The organism is Pseudomonas sp. QS1027 (assembly GCF_002814235.1).
Taxonomy (GTDB): Bacteria; Pseudomonadota; Gammaproteobacteria; order Pseudomonadales; family Pseudomonadaceae; genus Aquipseudomonas.
The window spans coordinates 93,205-107,041 of the sequence record NZ_PHSU01000017.1; the positions used below are offsets into that span (position 1 = coordinate 93,205).

The 13,837-nt window shown below is 63.9% G+C and carries 14 protein-coding genes; 11 read left to right on the forward strand and 3 right to left on the reverse strand.

The window, feature by feature from the left end; genetic code table 11:
- Window positions 1-2 precede the first annotated feature (2 nt).
- The 8 genes from mdtN to CWE01_RS16790 all read left to right on the forward strand — a co-directional run bounded on the left by mdtN (window position 3) and on the right by CWE01_RS16790 (window position 7,756).
- The gene (gene mdtN / locus CWE01_RS16755; protein WP_100941654.1) at window positions 3-1,070 is read left to right on the forward strand and encodes a multidrug transporter subunit MdtN; all 1,068 of its coding nucleotides are present in this window, start codon (window positions 3-5) and stop codon (window positions 1,068-1,070) included.
- Window positions 1,067-2,140, forward strand: coding sequence for an FUSC family protein (locus tag CWE01_RS16760; protein ID WP_100941655.1), 1,074 nt, complete (start codon window positions 1,067-1,069; stop codon window positions 2,138-2,140). Before mdtN ends, CWE01_RS16760 begins: the two co-directional genes overlap by 4 nt.
- A gap of 170 nt (window positions 2,141-2,310) precedes the next feature.
- Window positions 2,311-2,619, forward strand: a complete 309-nt coding sequence (locus tag CWE01_RS16765; RefSeq protein WP_157815233.1) for a DUF2399 domain-containing protein — start codon at window positions 2,311-2,313, stop codon at window positions 2,617-2,619.
- Window positions 2,620-2,735: 116 nt separating this feature from the next.
- On the forward strand, window positions 2,736-2,981 hold the full coding sequence (locus CWE01_RS16770) for a type II toxin-antitoxin system ParD family antitoxin (RefSeq protein WP_100941657.1): 246 nt from the start codon (window positions 2,736-2,738) through the stop codon (window positions 2,979-2,981).
- Window positions 2,974-3,264: a type II toxin-antitoxin system RelE/ParE family toxin gene (locus CWE01_RS16775; RefSeq protein ID WP_100941658.1), complete on the forward strand. Its 291-nt coding sequence runs from the start codon at window positions 2,974-2,976 to the stop codon at window positions 3,262-3,264. Before CWE01_RS16770 ends, CWE01_RS16775 begins: the two co-directional genes overlap by 8 nt.
- Window positions 3,265-3,490: 226 nt before the next feature.
- On the forward strand, window positions 3,491-3,820 hold the full coding sequence (locus CWE01_RS16780) for a DUF2946 domain-containing protein (protein ID WP_157815234.1): 330 nt from the start codon (window positions 3,491-3,493) through the stop codon (window positions 3,818-3,820).
- A 105-nt stretch (window positions 3,821-3,925) separates the two neighbouring features.
- A complete protein-coding gene (locus CWE01_RS16785) occupies window positions 3,926-6,325 on the forward strand; it encodes a TonB-dependent receptor (protein ID WP_100941660.1) in 2,400 nt (799 codons plus the stop codon).
- A gap of 45 nt (window positions 6,326-6,370) precedes the next feature.
- A complete protein-coding gene (locus CWE01_RS16790) occupies window positions 6,371-7,756 on the forward strand; it encodes a PepSY domain-containing protein (protein ID WP_100941661.1) in 1,386 nt (461 codons plus the stop codon).
- Here CWE01_RS16790 and CWE01_RS16795 read toward each other — a convergent pair.
- From CWE01_RS16795 to CWE01_RS16805, 3 genes are all read right to left on the reverse strand, one after another.
- Window positions 7,724-8,197, reverse strand: a complete 474-nt coding sequence (locus CWE01_RS16795) for a RidA family protein (RefSeq protein WP_100941662.1) — start codon at window positions 8,195-8,197, stop codon at window positions 7,724-7,726. The two genes, CWE01_RS16790 and CWE01_RS16795, sit on opposite strands and share 33 nt — an antisense overlap.
- 55 nt (window positions 8,198-8,252) lie before the next feature.
- Window positions 8,253-9,572, reverse strand: a complete 1,320-nt coding sequence (locus CWE01_RS16800) for an NAD(P)/FAD-dependent oxidoreductase (RefSeq protein WP_100941663.1) — start codon at window positions 9,570-9,572, stop codon at window positions 8,253-8,255.
- Window positions 9,573-9,685: 113 nt separating this feature from the next.
- A complete protein-coding gene (locus CWE01_RS16805; protein ID WP_100941664.1) occupies window positions 9,686-10,318 on the reverse strand; it encodes a TetR/AcrR family transcriptional regulator in 633 nt (210 codons plus the stop codon).
- Window positions 10,319-10,452: 134 nt separating this feature from the next.
- Here CWE01_RS16805 and CWE01_RS16810 point away from each other — a divergent pair, with 134 nt between their 5' ends.
- From CWE01_RS16810 to argE, 3 genes are all read left to right on the forward strand, one after another.
- Window positions 10,453-11,835 (forward strand): aspartate aminotransferase family protein, encoded by a 1,383-nt coding sequence (locus tag CWE01_RS16810; RefSeq protein WP_100941665.1) that lies wholly within the window; start codon window positions 10,453-10,455, stop codon window positions 11,833-11,835.
- Window positions 11,836-12,009: 174 nt separating this feature from the next.
- A complete protein-coding gene (locus tag CWE01_RS16815; RefSeq protein ID WP_100941666.1) occupies window positions 12,010-12,684 on the forward strand; it encodes a DUF1028 domain-containing protein in 675 nt (224 codons plus the stop codon).
- On the forward strand, window positions 12,685-13,836 hold the full coding sequence (argE, locus tag CWE01_RS16820; RefSeq protein ID WP_100941667.1) for an acetylornithine deacetylase: 1,152 nt from the start codon (window positions 12,685-12,687) through the stop codon (window positions 13,834-13,836).
- Window position 13,837: the final 1 nt, after the last annotated feature.

Below are 13,837 nucleotides of genomic sequence, written 5' to 3' on the forward strand. Positions count from 1 at the left end.
CCATGCAAACACACTCGTCTTCACACTTTCCTCGCCGACTGCTCATCGTCGCCCTCTGCATCGCCGCCCTGGGCCTGCTGCTCTGGGTGATCGCCCGGCTGGATGCGCAACCGCGCACCGACGACGCCTACGCCTATGCCGATACCGTCAATGTCACCCCGCAGGTCAGCGGACGCATCGTCGAACTGCCCGTGCGGGAAAACCAGCAGGTCCATCAGGGCGATGTACTGATGCGCATCGATCCGCGCCCTTACCAGACGGCACTCGACGAGGCCAGGGCGTCGCTGGTGGAACTGGACCGGCAGATCGGCCTGAACGAACGGCAGATCGCCGCCCAACGCTTGAGCGCCGAGGCCGCGCATGCCGAAATCGAGCGGGCACAGGCACTGGCCAAACAGAGTGGTGACACCCTCAGTCGTCAGGAAAAGCTGCTATCCCACGGCTATATCTCGGCGGAAACCATCGACCAGTCACGAACCTCCAGGCGCAGCGCCTTGTCGCAACTCACTGTCAGCCAACTGCAAGCGCGCCAGGCCAGCACCGCGGTCACTGGCGTCGACGCCCAGGTGGCCCATCGGGCGGTGATTGAAGCGCAGATCGCCCGGGCGGCACTGAACGTCGAGTACAGCACCGTTCGCGCGCCGTTCGACGGCCGCGTGGTGGGCCTCAAGACCGCCGCCGGCCAGTTCGCCTCGGCGGGCCAGTCGGTGTTCAGCCTGATCGACACGGGGCATTGGTATGTGGTCGCGAATTTCCGCGAAACCGAGCTGAAGAACATTCGTCCGGGTGACGCCTCCACCGTCTACCTGATGAGCGACACCCGTCGGACATTCAGCGGCACTGTCGACTCGATCGGCTTCGGCGTGTTTCCGGACGATGGCGGGACGGATGTCAACGGCTTGCCCAAGGTCGCGCGGTCGATCAACTGGGTCCGGGTTTCGCAACGCTTTCCGGTGCGCATCCGGGTCAATGGCACCGACCTGCAGCCGTTTCGCCTCGGGGCGTCGGCGGTGGCCGTCATCAACACCGGTAGCGGCCCGACACCCGCCTCGACGGCCACCACGCCATGAAGGGAGAAACCCAGGGGCAATCGCTACTGGATATCCTCAAGGAGGAACTGGGCGATCACCCCGGCAGAGTGAACGCGGTCCTCCGCCATCTGCTCGCCTGCACGATTGTCATCCTGATCGCCATGAGCTTGCAGGTACCGTTGCTGTCGATCTCCCTGGTGCTGGTGTTCTTCGTGAGCCAGTCAAGCGTGGCCCTGACCCGGATGCTCGGCACGCTGTTTGTCGTCAGCACCACGCTGGCCGTGGGCGTGGCGATCCTGTTGCTCAAATTCAGCTTCGACTATCCCCTGCTGCGCATCACCGGTGCCAGCCTGGTGTTTTTCGCCAGTGTGTTTTTCATGCGCACTTGTCGGCTCAGCCCTTTGTTTTTCGTGGTGGCCCTGATAACCATCTATATCCAGAGCCAGGTGGACCTCAATAACGATCCCGAAGCCCTGACCCGGGCCTGCCTCTGGGCCTGGGTCGCGATTGTCTATCCGACGGTGGTGACCGTGGCGGTCAACACCCTGCTGCTGCCGGCCCCGCCGCCACCCGGGGACGCGGCACCAGCACCCAAGCCACCGCTGCTGGTGGCCGATGCCTTTGAAAACCCGGTCTACCTGCAGTTCGCCTTCAAGACCCTGCTCGCCGCGCTGCTGTGCTACCTGCTGTACACGGCGGTCGACTGGCCGGGTATCCACACCGCCATGCTCACCTGCCTGATCACCGCCATGCCGAGCCTGGAAAAAACCCTGCACAAAGGCCTGCTGCGCGTCCTCGGCTGCCTGGTCGGCAGCGCCCTGGCCCTGCTGTGCATGGTCTGGGTGGTACCGCAGATCGACAGCATCGTCGGCCTGTTGCTGATGAGCCTGCCGGTGCTGGGGCTGGCCGCCTGGGTCAGCGCCGGCTCGCCGCGCAGCAGCTATGCCGGAATCCAGATCGTCTTCGGCTTCGCCCTGGCGCTGCTGGCCGACTTCGCGCCGATGACCGACCTGAGCGAAATCCGCGACCGTCTGGTGGGCATACTGCTGGGGGTCACCGTGACGGCCCTGATCCATGCCGGATTGTGGCCGGAGTCCGCGAAAGCCTGAGGTTATTCAATCAAACCAATGCTCCCTTGAATACGTATCAAGAAATATATACCCACAGAACTTCAGGATACTTCGTACACCCTCTTAGTCCATATCGAAGCGACCCCACCTTGATCCGTTAACGCCGGACTCATTAGCCTTACTGACTGAATTAAAGCTTGGCAACTAACTTGCTCGATCAGTTAGCCACTGCCGGAGCACAACGGTGCTATCACGGCGACTTTGACTGGCCAGGAATCGGCATCGGCAACCATGTCATACGTACCTGGCGGGCAACGCCTTGGCGCTTCGGCCACAGCGATTACCTGGAAGCCCTGAAAATGGCGCCCACGCGACCGCGCGACTTAAAGGTATTCGGAGTCGAAGCACTATGGGACAACGAACTGCGCTTAGCCATGGATACCCATGGGCTAGCGGTCCCCGAGGAAGCCGTAGCCAGTACGCTGCTCGACGATCTTTTGCGGTACAACGAGACGTGACAGGCCGTTTCGCCAGCTTCAGTTGTTGATCATCAATCGACAACGGCAACGCACAATACAGCACCAATAGTATGATACGCTCCGCACTATCGATAGCATTCCGCTGAGGCTGAATCATGGGAACCGTGCGTAAAACCATCACTGTGACCGACAAGCAAGACGGCTGGATCAAAGCGCAGATCGACGCGGGTCACTATACCAACGACAGCGAGTACATCCGCGACCTGATCAGGCGTGAGCAGGAACGTAGCGCCGAACTTGAAGCTATCCGCACTGCACTGCTGGACGGAGAGGCCAGCGGCGAGCCACGCCCGTTCGACGCCGAGGCATTCAAGCGGAAAATGTTGACCACGCATGGCTGAATATCGTCTTACACCTGCTGCCGAACGCGATCTTGAAGTGATCTGGACTTATACCGTTCAACAATGGGGCATCGACCAGGCCAGTCGCTATACAGATCTCATGACAGCCGCTTTTGCAGAATTGGCGCAATCACCCAAGACAGCCCAGGCATGTGATCACATCCGACCAGGCTATCGCCGCAGCAACGCTGGACGGCACATGATCTACCTGCGTATCACCGCGTATGGGATCGTGATCGTTCGTATCTTGCATGATCGAATGGATGCGCCGCGTTACCTGTGAATACCAGATACTTCGACCCTTCGTCGAGACACCTTGGGGTGGCATGAAACATCGAGGCATTGACCGAGCCCGCTGAAATAGTCCGGCTCAGCACACTGCGGCAGATTGCCGCTGGCCTTTGCCCGCCGCGCCCGACGTGGCAAGATCACGCCCCTCTTCCTGCCCTTGCCCGGGAACTCACGTGCGGCGCACTCGAACTCAGCAGCGATTCGCAACCTGGATGGCCATGTTGGCCCTGGGTCTGCTGCTGTTCGTGCCGACGATTTCCCGTACCGTCCAGGCCCTGGAGCACCAGCCGCCAAGCGCCATCGAGTGCCCCGAACATGCGATGGGCATGGCCCACCACTCGGGCGCCCATGACCATGCCGGCGCCCACGAGGCGCTCGACGCCTGCGGCTACTGCTCGCTGTTTCACGACAGCCCCGCCCTGCTCTGGGCCGTGGCGGTACTGCCACCGCTGGTGCCGGCCACCCCCACGCTGATTTCCTGCAAAACACCCAGCCCAGCCTATCAATGGCCGCTGGACCTGTGTCCCCGCGGCCCACCCCAGGCCTGATCCAGGCATTTCCCGAACAACAAACCACCCGCTGAACACCGCGAGCGCCCTGGCGCCCGTGGTTTTTCCGCGTGTTTTGTCGCCCTGAATCACGGATCCATACCGATGCCCATTACTCCCCATCAACGCGCCCACTGCGCGTTGAAGCGCCCGGCCGCCCTTTTGCCGGCTGGACGCCTGTCGAACCTGAACCACGCCCTGCTTTCTGCCCTGGCCAGCAGCCTGGTACTACTGCCGGTCGCCCTGCCGGTACGCGCCGACACCCCAGTACAGAGCACCAGCAGCGCCGACGCCAATCCCATCGTCCTCGGCAATGTCACAGTGACCGCCGACGACCAGGTACAGCCGCTGCCCCAGGCCATCGCCAGCGCCCCGGCGGTGGTGGAAAGCCGCAGCGCCGAGCAGATCCAGGACAGCGTCAACCTGATGACCTCGGCCGAAGCCCTGAAATACCTGCCGAGCATCGAAGTGCGCGAACGCTATATCGGCGACCGCAACGGCATCGTCTCCACCCGCACCACCGGGACCGTGTCCAGCGCCCAGTCGCTGGTCTACGCCGACGACCTGCTGCTCTCCAACCTGCTGGGCAACAGCTACAGCTTCCCGCCGCGTTGGGGCCTGGTGTCGCCCAGCGAGATTTCCCGGGTCGACGTCATGTACGGGCCGTTCAGCGCGCTTTACCCGGGCAACTCCCTGGGCGGCGTGGTCACCCTGGAAACCCGTATGCCGACCCGCCCGGAATTCCACGCGGCGATCACCGGCGCGCAACAGGACTTCAAGCTCTACGGCACCCACGAGAACTACAACAGCGGCAATGTCAGCCTGGCCGGCGGCAACCGCGTCGGGCCGTTTTCGGCCTGGGTCTCCTACGACCATCTCGACGCCCAGGGCCAGCCGATGAGCTTTGCCACTTCCAACCTCTCGAGCAGGACCGCCGCGGCCTCGGCCACCCACGTCAGCGGCGCGCAGCAGGACACCGACCAGAATGGCAATCAGCGCCTGGTGTTCGGCGGCTACGCCATCGACCACAGCGTCCAGGACCAGGGCAAGCTCAAGCTCGGCTGGGACATCAACCCGGACGTCACCGCGATCTACACCCTGGGTTTGTGGGCTGACGAGTCCCATACCAGCGTCGACAGCTACCTGACGAACAGCGCCACCGGCCAGACCTTCTACAACGGCCCGGTGAATATCGGCGGCAAGGCCTACACGGTGTCCGGCCTCAACCCCGGCAGCACCGACGAACTGCATATCCTCAACGCCCTGTCGGTGGGCAGCGATACCCAAGGCCCGTTCGACTGGCATGCCGCCTACAGCAACTACCAGTACCTCAACGAAGAGTCGCGCTCGGCTTCCAACTATGGCCAGACCTCGGCCGGTACCCGCCAGGTGCAGGACGGCACCGGTTGGCAGACCGGCGAGCTGCGCGGTATCTGGCGGCCGCAACCGTTGTTCGGCCAGGCCCATGAAGTCACCTTCGGTTATCACATCGATGACTACCTGCTGAAGCAGGACACCTACCAGGTCAGCGACTGGCAGAACGGCAACGGTGGAGCGAAAAGCGCGGCCTCCGGCGGCGAAACCCGTACCCAGGCGCTGTACCTGCAGGACGTCTGGAAACTGGCACCGCGCTGGACCCTGACCCTCGGTGGCCGTGAGGAATACTGGGAGGCCTTCGACGGCTTCAACCTCAACACCGCGACCACCCCGGCCCAGGTCAGCTACCCCGACCAGCGTCGCCACAACTTCTCGCCCAAGGCGGCGCTGGCCTTCGACATCACCCCGGAACTGCAAACACGCTTTTCCTACGGCCGCGCGGTGCGCTACCCGACGGTGACCGAGCTGTTCCAGCAGGTCACCAGCGGCAACCAACTGGTGCAGAACAACCCCAACCTCAAACCCGAGGACGTGCAATCCTATGACTGGACCACGCAGTACAGCTGGAGCCAGTACCAGATGCGCGTCTCGCTGTTCCAGGAGAATCGCCGCAACGCCCTGTTCTCGCAGACCGACACCACGGTCAGCCCCAACCTGACCCAGGTCGAGAATATCGACCGCGCGCGCATTCGTGGCGTGGAAACCGCCCTCGATGCCCACGACATCGGCCTCGACGGACTGGACCTGTCGGGCAGCATCACCTACGCCGAATCCGAGGTGCAGCAGGACAGCCTGGCGCCGGCCGCCGAAGGCAAGGAGTTCCCGCGTATCCCGCGCTGGCGCAGCCGGATCTCGGCGGTCTACCACCAGAACGCGAAGTTGACCTACGCCCTTGGCTACCGCTATTCCAGCGGCGCCTACAGCACCTTGCTGAACACCGACAGCAACCGTGACACCTATGGCGGGATCAGCAGCTACAGCGTGTTCGACGTCAAGGCCAGCTACAAGATCGACGCGCACCTCACGGCCTCGGCCGGGGTCGACAACCTGGGCAACGAAAAGTACTTCGTCAGCCCGCATCCCTATCAGCAGCGCACCGCCTTCCTGGGGCTCAACTATGACTATTGATCTGGCACTGCACGACGCCGCTCACCAAAGCGGGAGCCTCGCCCCATGACCACTCTCACAACGGCCAACAACCGCGCCGGACTCTACCGGCTGATCTGGCGCTGGCATTTCTATGCCGGACTGTTCTGCATCCCCTTTGTCCTCGCCCTGTCGCTGAGCGGTTCGATCTACCTGTTCCGTCCGCAGATCGACGCGTTGCTCGACAGTCCCTACAACCGGGTCCAGGCCGATGCGCCACGACGGCCGATCAGCGAACAGGTAGAGGCAGCCCTGGCGTTGGTGCCGGGCAGCGTGCTCAACGCCTATCAACTGCCCGACGGCCCGACCGACGCCGCGCAGATCCTGGTGGGCAAAGGCGATGCGTTGCAGCGGGTCTATGTCGATCCGGTGACAGCCAAGGTCCTACACCAGGTGGCCGACGACGAGCGCTTCACCCGCCAGCTGTTCCACTTGCACGGCGAGTTGCTGATGGGCGGCCTGGGCTCGGCACTGGTGGAACTGGCCGCCAGCTGGACCCTCGTCATGCTGCTCTCGGGCCTCTATCTCTGGTGGCCGAAAGGCGGTCGCCTGGCCGGGGTCATCTATCCGCGACTGGGCCAACGTGGCCGGCTGTTCTGGCGTGACCTGCATGCGGTGGTCGGGTTCTGGATCTCGCTGTTCGCGGTCCTGCTGATCCTCAGTGGCCTGCCCTGGGCGACCGTCTGGGGCGGCGCCCTCAAGGAAGTCCGGCAGTGGGCCGCGAGCCACGCCGTGGAACAGGACTGGACCACCGGCCGGGCTTCGGAAATGGCCCAGCGGCGGGCGATGAACATGCCCATGACCGACGAGCACGCCAATATGCCTGGCATGCACCACGATATGCCGATGCCGACGAGCACACCCGGCACTCCGGATTACAGCCCGCTGGAGCGCCTGGTGCCAATGGTCCAGGCGCTGGATCTGCCCTCACCGGTGCTGATCACACCGCCCTCGGCGCAGTCGCCGAAATGGACCGCCCGCTCCGACACGGCAAACCGCCCGCAGCGGGTCAACCTGACCCTCGACCCGGTCGGCGGCACGCTGCTCAAGCGTGTCGACTTCAGCCAACGACCGCTGCTTGATCGGGTTATCGGTTACGGCGTGGCAGTCCACGAAGGCCAACTGTTCGGCCTGGCCAACCAGTTGCTCGGGCTGCTCACCACCTGCGGCCTGATGACCCTGTCCCTCAGCGCCCTGGTGCTCTGGTGGCGCCGACGTCCGCAAGGCGCCCTCGGCGCACCGCCGGCCCTGGCCGAAAGCCGGTATCCGGCGGTCATGCTCGGTGTGCTGGTGCTGCTCGGCCTGTACCTGCCCTTGCTCGGCGCCTCCATGCTGACGTTATGGCTGCTGGAGCGTTGCGTGCTGTCACGGGTCACGCCGCTACGCAACTTCCTCGGCCTGGCCGCCGGATAAGGCCTGGGCCTGGGGCACTGGCCAGTTGTCGGGGATCACCGCGATCACGTCGATCTCCATCAACCATTGCGGCTGGCCAAGCCCCGAAATCACCAGGCCGGTGGAGATCGGGAACACGCCCTTGAGCCATTTGCCGACCACCTGGTACACCGGCTCGCGGTAACGCGGGTCGATGATATAGGTGGTGGTCTTGACGATATGGGACAGGTCCGAGCCGGCCTCTTCGAGCAATTGCTTGACGTTCTTCATCGCCTGCTCGGCCTGCGCACCGGGGTCGCCGAGCCCCACCAGGTTGCCGTCGAAATCGGTGCCGATCTGGCCGCGGACATAGACCGTGTTGCCGGCGCGGACCGCCTGGCACAGGTCGTTGTCCAGCGACTGGTTCGGGTAGGTGTCCTTGGTGTTGAACATGCGGATACGCGTATGGGTGGGCGTGGACATTGATAACTCCTCAAAAGAAAGACAACGCCGCACAGCGCAGTGCGGCTGGCGGGCATCAAGCGCTGACGGCGGACCGGATCGCCGACGGGCTGGCACCGGCCACATCCGCCTCGCGCTGGGCGGCATCGCGATAGGTGAGGTATTGGCGCTGGATGGCAATCTGGTCGGCGATGTACCTGGCATCGTGCCAAACGCCCCAGATAAACGAGGAACCCCGGCGTGACTGCCACGGCAGCCCGAGAAAGTAGATCCCCGACTCGCTGGACACACCGCGCTGATGGCGTGGCTTGCCCTTGTCGTCGAAGGCATCGACCTTCATCCAGCTGTAATCGGTGGCAAAGCCGGTGGCCCAGATAATCGTGGTGATGCCCGCTTCGGCCAGGTCGACCTGGAGAATCGGCCGGGTCACACACTCGGGATCAGGGAAGGTGCGACGAGCCTCCGGGTCTGGCGGCAGGTCGAGGCCGTTGCGCTCTATATAGGCGTCAGCGGCATTGAGCAACGCCAGATAATTCTCGTCGCCCCGATCCAGATTGTCCGCCAGATCGGCCTGGAAGCTGACCACACCGTTATGGAACGACTGGGTCAGGCCCACCAGTTTCAGGCCGCGCTGGGCCAGTTCGCGGAAGTCCACCGTGCGCCCGCCCTCGGCACCGCTGACGGCAATGGTCACGTGCTCCCGGCCCGGCTTCATGGCCGCCGCATCCCATTCGCCGAGCACTCCCAGCCACCAGCAGAAATCACGCTGGCGATAGGCCCGCGGCGGCCGGTCGTGCTGGCCCACCGAGAGGTACACGGTGCGGCCGCTGCGTTGCAGCTCATCGGCGATCTGCGTCCCCGAAGAACCGGCACCCACCACCAGTACCGCGCCCGCGGGCAATTGCCCGGGATTGCGGTACTGCGCGGAGTGAATCTGGTGGAGGCCGGGGTCCTGCGGCGCGATCGCCGGGATCACCGGGCGCTGGAAAGGCCCGGTGGCCACCACCACGCGACGGGTCTGGATCACACCCTCGGAGGTTTCCACGGTGAAACCTGGCCGGCCGCTGTTGCGCTCGACCTTCTTCACGTCCACACCGGTGCGGATGGGTGCGTTGAACTTGCGAGCGTAGGCCTCGAAATAATCCGCCACCCGCTCTTTCGGTGCAAAGGCATCCGGGCTGAGGTCATCGAACTCCAGGCCTGGAAAACGATCGTGCCAGGCCGGCCCATTGGCCACCAGCGAATCCCAGCGGCCGGTGCGCCAGGCTTCGGCAATACGATTGCGTTCGAGCACCAGGTGCGGCACGCCGAGTTTGCTCAGATGCTCGCTCATGGCCACGCCGGCCTGGCCGGCGCCCACAACAAGCGTATCGATTTCAATGATTCCAGCTGTCATGCCTGTGTCCTTCTCGAAGGCGGGTGTGCAGGCATTCTGTGCAGATACAGGGAATAGCGAAATTATGATTTTTGTCGTCGCAAGACAGGAAAAAACTAGGCCTGGGGGAAACCTCAGGCCGGCGCTGGAACGGAGCTGTCCTGGCGGACCAGCATGCCGTGACACATCAGCCCCAGGACACTGCGCATGTGCCGGGCGTGGGCGTCGCGGTCGGGGGTCGGTTCGGTGGCCAGGCGGATAAAGGCGACGTTGGCGTACTGGTTGAACAGTGTCGCCGCCACCTCGATATCGACGCTGTCGCGCACTTTGCCCTGGCGTTGGAAGTGCACCAGCAGCGCCTTGGTTTCTTCAATGACCGCGCTGTTCCACGGCTGCAAGGCCTGGGACAGCTCGCCGGTAAACAGCGACGGCGCCAGCTCCCGCCACAGGGAGGCGGGCATGGCCTGCAACTGATAATGGGTCATCAGCCCTTCAAGCTCGCACAGGGCCTCCAGCGGGTCGCTGGTGTCGTCGAGATGGGCACGCGCCTCGCGTATCGCCTGCTCGTCGGGGGCCTTGAGCAAGGCCACGAGAATCTCCTGCTTGCCGCCGAAATAATTCACCACCGTGGGTGCCGAGACACCGGCCTGGTTGGCGATCTGCTCCAGGCTGGTGGCCGCGAAACCGTTGGCCTTGAACAGCACCAGCGCGGCCTCGGCGATCACTTGCCGGCGCTGTTCCTTTTGCCGCTCTCTGAGTCCGCTCATGTAGGTCCTGAGGTTATTTTTCGTAGGGCCAAGCCTACGGAAATACTTTTCCACCAACAAATATTTTCTTTACAAAAATATTTTTCAGTGCCAAATATTATTTAGTCACCTCACCCGCCCCCCGGAGAAAAGCCATGTCCGCCGAACTCGACCCCAATCGCAGCACCCGCGACTATCAGACGTCCGACGCCGCCCACCACATCCATGCCTTCGTCGACCAGAAAGCGCTCAATGCGGAAGGCCCGCGGGTGATGGTCGGCGGCGACCGCCTGACACTCTGGGACAATGATGGCAAGCGCTACCTGGACGGCATGTCGGGCCTGTGGTGCACCAACCTCGGCTATGGCCGCAAGGACCTGGCCGCCGCCGCCCACGCGCAGCTGGAACAACTGCCCTATTACAATATGTTCTTCCACACCACCCACCCGGCGGTGATCGAACTCTCCGAGCTGCTGTTCAGCCTGTTGCCGCCCCACTACAGCCATGCCATCTATACCAACTCCGGTTCCGAGGCCAATGAGGTACTGATCCGCACAGTACGCAGGTTCTGGCAGGTGATGGGCAAGCCGGAGAAGAAAGTCATGATCGGCCGCTGGAACGGCTACCACGGCTCCACCCTGGCGGCGACCGCTCTGGGCGGCATGAAGTTCATGCATGAAATGGGCGGCACCATCCCGGATGTGGCGCACATCGACGAGCCCTACTGGTTCGCCCACGACGGCGATCTGAGCCCGGAAGCATTCGGTCTGCGCGCGGCCCGCCAACTGGAAGAGAAAATCCTCGAACTGGGGGCCGACAAGGTCGCCGCCTTTGTCGCCGAGCCGTTCCAGGGCGCCGGCGGCATGATCATTCCCCCCGCCACCTACTGGCCGGAAATCCAGCGCATCTGCCGTCAGTACGACGTGCTGCTGTGCGCCGACGAAGTCATCGGCGGCTTTGGCCGAACCGGTGAATGGTTCGCTCACCAGACGTTCGGCTTCGAACCCGACACGCTGTCGATTGCCAAGGGCCTGACCTCGGGCTACATCCCCATGGGCGGCCTGATCCTCTCACGGCGCATGGCCGAAGCCCTGGTGGAAAAAGGCGGTGTTTTCGCCCACGGCCTGACCTACTCCGGCCACCCCGTGGCGGCGGCAGTGGCGATTGCCAACTTGAAGGCCTTGCGCGATGAAGGCGTGGTCCGGCAGGTGAAAACCGATACCGGGCCTTATCTGCAGAACTGCTTGCGGGAAGTGTTCGGCGAACATCCGCTGGTGGGCGAGATCCAGGGCGTCGGCCTGGTCGCCGCGCTGCAGTTCGCCGAAGACAAGGCCAGCCGCAAGCGCTTTGCCAACGAGAACGAGATCGCCTGGCGCTGCCGCACCCTCGGTTTCGAGGAAGGCCTGATCATCCGCTCGACCCTGGGCCGCATGATCATGGCGCCGGCCCTGATCGCCACGCGGGCGGAGCTCGATGAACTGGTGGACAAGACACTCATTGCGGTCGATCGCACGGCCCGTGAGTACGACCGACTGTGACGCCCGACGTCCACTGACAAGTTTTTACTTAACCAAGCGCCATAAAAAACCTCGTTTCGCCCGCTGCCACTGATGGACAGAATGCAGTCATACCCCCTCCGCGCCCGAACAGCTTCCGAGCAGGCTGTCCGGGGCGCGGATGGCGACTCTGGACGGAAACAGGATCAACCCACCATGACGTTTTCAATCGTCGCCCGTTGTGCCGAAACAGGTCAATTGGGCATTGCCATCAGTTCTTCCAGCATTGCCGTCGGCGCCCGCTGCCCCTGGCTGCGCCCCAGCGTGGGGGCGGTCGCCACCCAGAACATCACCCTGCCAGCGCTCGGCCCGCAGGTGCTCGACCAGCTGGAGCTCGGGCTGTCGCCGGCGCAAGCCCTGGACAAGGCGCTGACCCGCAATGGCTACAGTCAATTCCGACAATTGACCGCTATCGATCACCTGGGCAACACCGCGCACTTCAGCGGCAGCGAAACCCTGGGCTGCCACCACGCACTGTCCGGCGAGCAGTGCGTGGCTGCCGGCAATATGCTGGCGAACCCGGGGGTGATCGAAGCCCTGGTGTACACCTTCGAGACCAGCGGCGGGCAACTCGCCGACCGCCTGATCGCCGCCATGCAAGCCGCGGTGGCGGCCGGTGGCGAAGCCGGTCCGGTGCATTCGGCGGCCATGGTGGTGGTCGGCGAATTGGTCTGGCCGATCATCGACCTGCGGGTCGACTGGGCGGACGAAGACCCGGTCGGCAAACTGGCGCAACTGTGGGCCGACTACAGCCCGCAGGTGCAGGACTACATCGTCCGCGCCCTGGACCCTACCAAGGCGCCGAGCTACGGCGTGCCCGGGGATGAATAGATGAACAGCAGCCGCGATCTACTGGCCGCGCTGATCGCCTTCGACACCACCAGCCGCGAGTCCAACCTGCACCTGATCGAGTTTGTCCGCGACTACCTGGCGCGGCTGGATGTGCCTTGCGAACTGATCTTCAACGAGGAGCGCAGCAAGGCCAACCTGTTCGCCACCCTGGGCCCGGACGACCGTCCGGGCATCGTGCTGTCCGGGCATACCGACGTGGTGCCGGTGGATGCGCAACCCTGGACGGTGCCACCGTTCGAGCTGAGCGAAAAGGACGGCAAGCTCTACGGTCGCGGCACCGCCGACATGAAGGGCTATATCGCCTGTGTGCTGGCGGCCGTGCCGGAACTGCTGGCCGCGCCGTTGCGCCTGCCGGTGCACATCGCCCTGTCCTATGACGAGGAAGTCGGCTGCCTGGGCGTACGCTCGCTGCTCGCCGAACTTGAACAGCGACCGCACAAGCCGCTGCTGTGCATCATCGGCGAACCCACCGAACTCAAGCCGGTGCTCGGCCACAAGGGCAAACTGGCGATGCGCTGCGATGTCCACGGCGCGGCCTGTCACTCGGCGTATGCGCCCCAGGGCGTCAATGCCATCGAATACGCCGCCGAACTGATCGGCGAACTGGGCCGCATCGGTTCGCAGCTGCGCGCCGTGCATCTGCAGGATCCGCGCTTCGATCCGCCCTTCAGCACCGTGCAGACGGGGGTGATCAGCGGCGGCAAGGCGCTGAATATCGTCCCCGCCGACTGCCGCTTCGATTTCGAGGTACGCGCCCTGCCCAGCCAGGACCCGCGTGAGGTCGCCGAACAGTTGGAGCAGTACGCCGAACAGCAGGTGCTGCCGAGAATGCGTGCCGTCAACGAAGCCAGCAGCATCCGCTTTTCCGAACTCTCGGCCTACCCGGGGCTGGCCACCGACCCGCAGAGCGAGGCCGCGCGGTTGATCGCGCAGTTCTGTGGATCGAACGAGTTCAGCACCGTGGCCTTCGGCACCGAAGGCGGACTGTTCGACGCCATCGGCATCCCCACCGTGGTCTGCGGCCCCGGCAGCATGGACCAGGGCCACAAGCCCGATGAGTTTGTCAGCCTCGAGCAGCTCCAGGGCTGCGATGCCATGCTCCAGCGCCTGATCCAGGCGCTGCGAACCTGAT

Coding starts and splice junctions, on each gene's coding strand:
- CWE01_RS16795 (WP_100941662.1), bottom strand. CDS start 8,197: ATGTCCACGCCCACCCATACGCGTATCCGCATGTTCAACACCAAGGAC.
- CWE01_RS16785 (WP_100941660.1), top strand. CDS start 3,926: ATGCCCATTACTCCCCATCAACGCGCCCACTGCGCGTTGAAGCGCCCG.
- CWE01_RS16790 (WP_100941661.1), top strand. CDS start 6,371: ATGACCACTCTCACAACGGCCAACAACCGCGCCGGACTCTACCGGCTG.
- argE (WP_100941667.1), top strand. CDS start 12,685: ATGAACAGCAGCCGCGATCTACTGGCCGCGCTGATCGCCTTCGACACC.
- CWE01_RS16800 (WP_100941663.1), bottom strand. CDS start 9,572: ATGACAGCTGGAATCATTGAAATCGATACGCTTGTTGTGGGCGCCGGC.
- CWE01_RS16780 (WP_157815234.1), top strand. CDS start 3,491: ATGTTGGCCCTGGGTCTGCTGCTGTTCGTGCCGACGATTTCCCGTACC.
- CWE01_RS16815 (WP_100941666.1), top strand. CDS start 12,010: ATGACGTTTTCAATCGTCGCCCGTTGTGCCGAAACAGGTCAATTGGGC.
- CWE01_RS16775 (WP_100941658.1), top strand. CDS start 2,974: ATGGCTGAATATCGTCTTACACCTGCTGCCGAACGCGATCTTGAAGTG.
- CWE01_RS16805 (WP_100941664.1), bottom strand. CDS start 10,318: ATGAGCGGACTCAGAGAGCGGCAAAAGGAACAGCGCCGGCAAGTGATC.
- mdtN (WP_100941654.1), top strand. CDS start 3: ATGCAAACACACTCGTCTTCACACTTTCCTCGCCGACTGCTCATCGTC.
- CWE01_RS16770 (WP_100941657.1), top strand. CDS start 2,736: ATGGGAACCGTGCGTAAAACCATCACTGTGACCGACAAGCAAGACGGC.
- CWE01_RS16810 (WP_100941665.1), top strand. CDS start 10,453: ATGTCCGCCGAACTCGACCCCAATCGCAGCACCCGCGACTATCAGACG.
- CWE01_RS16760 (WP_100941655.1), top strand. CDS start 1,067: ATGAAGGGAGAAACCCAGGGGCAATCGCTACTGGATATCCTCAAGGAG.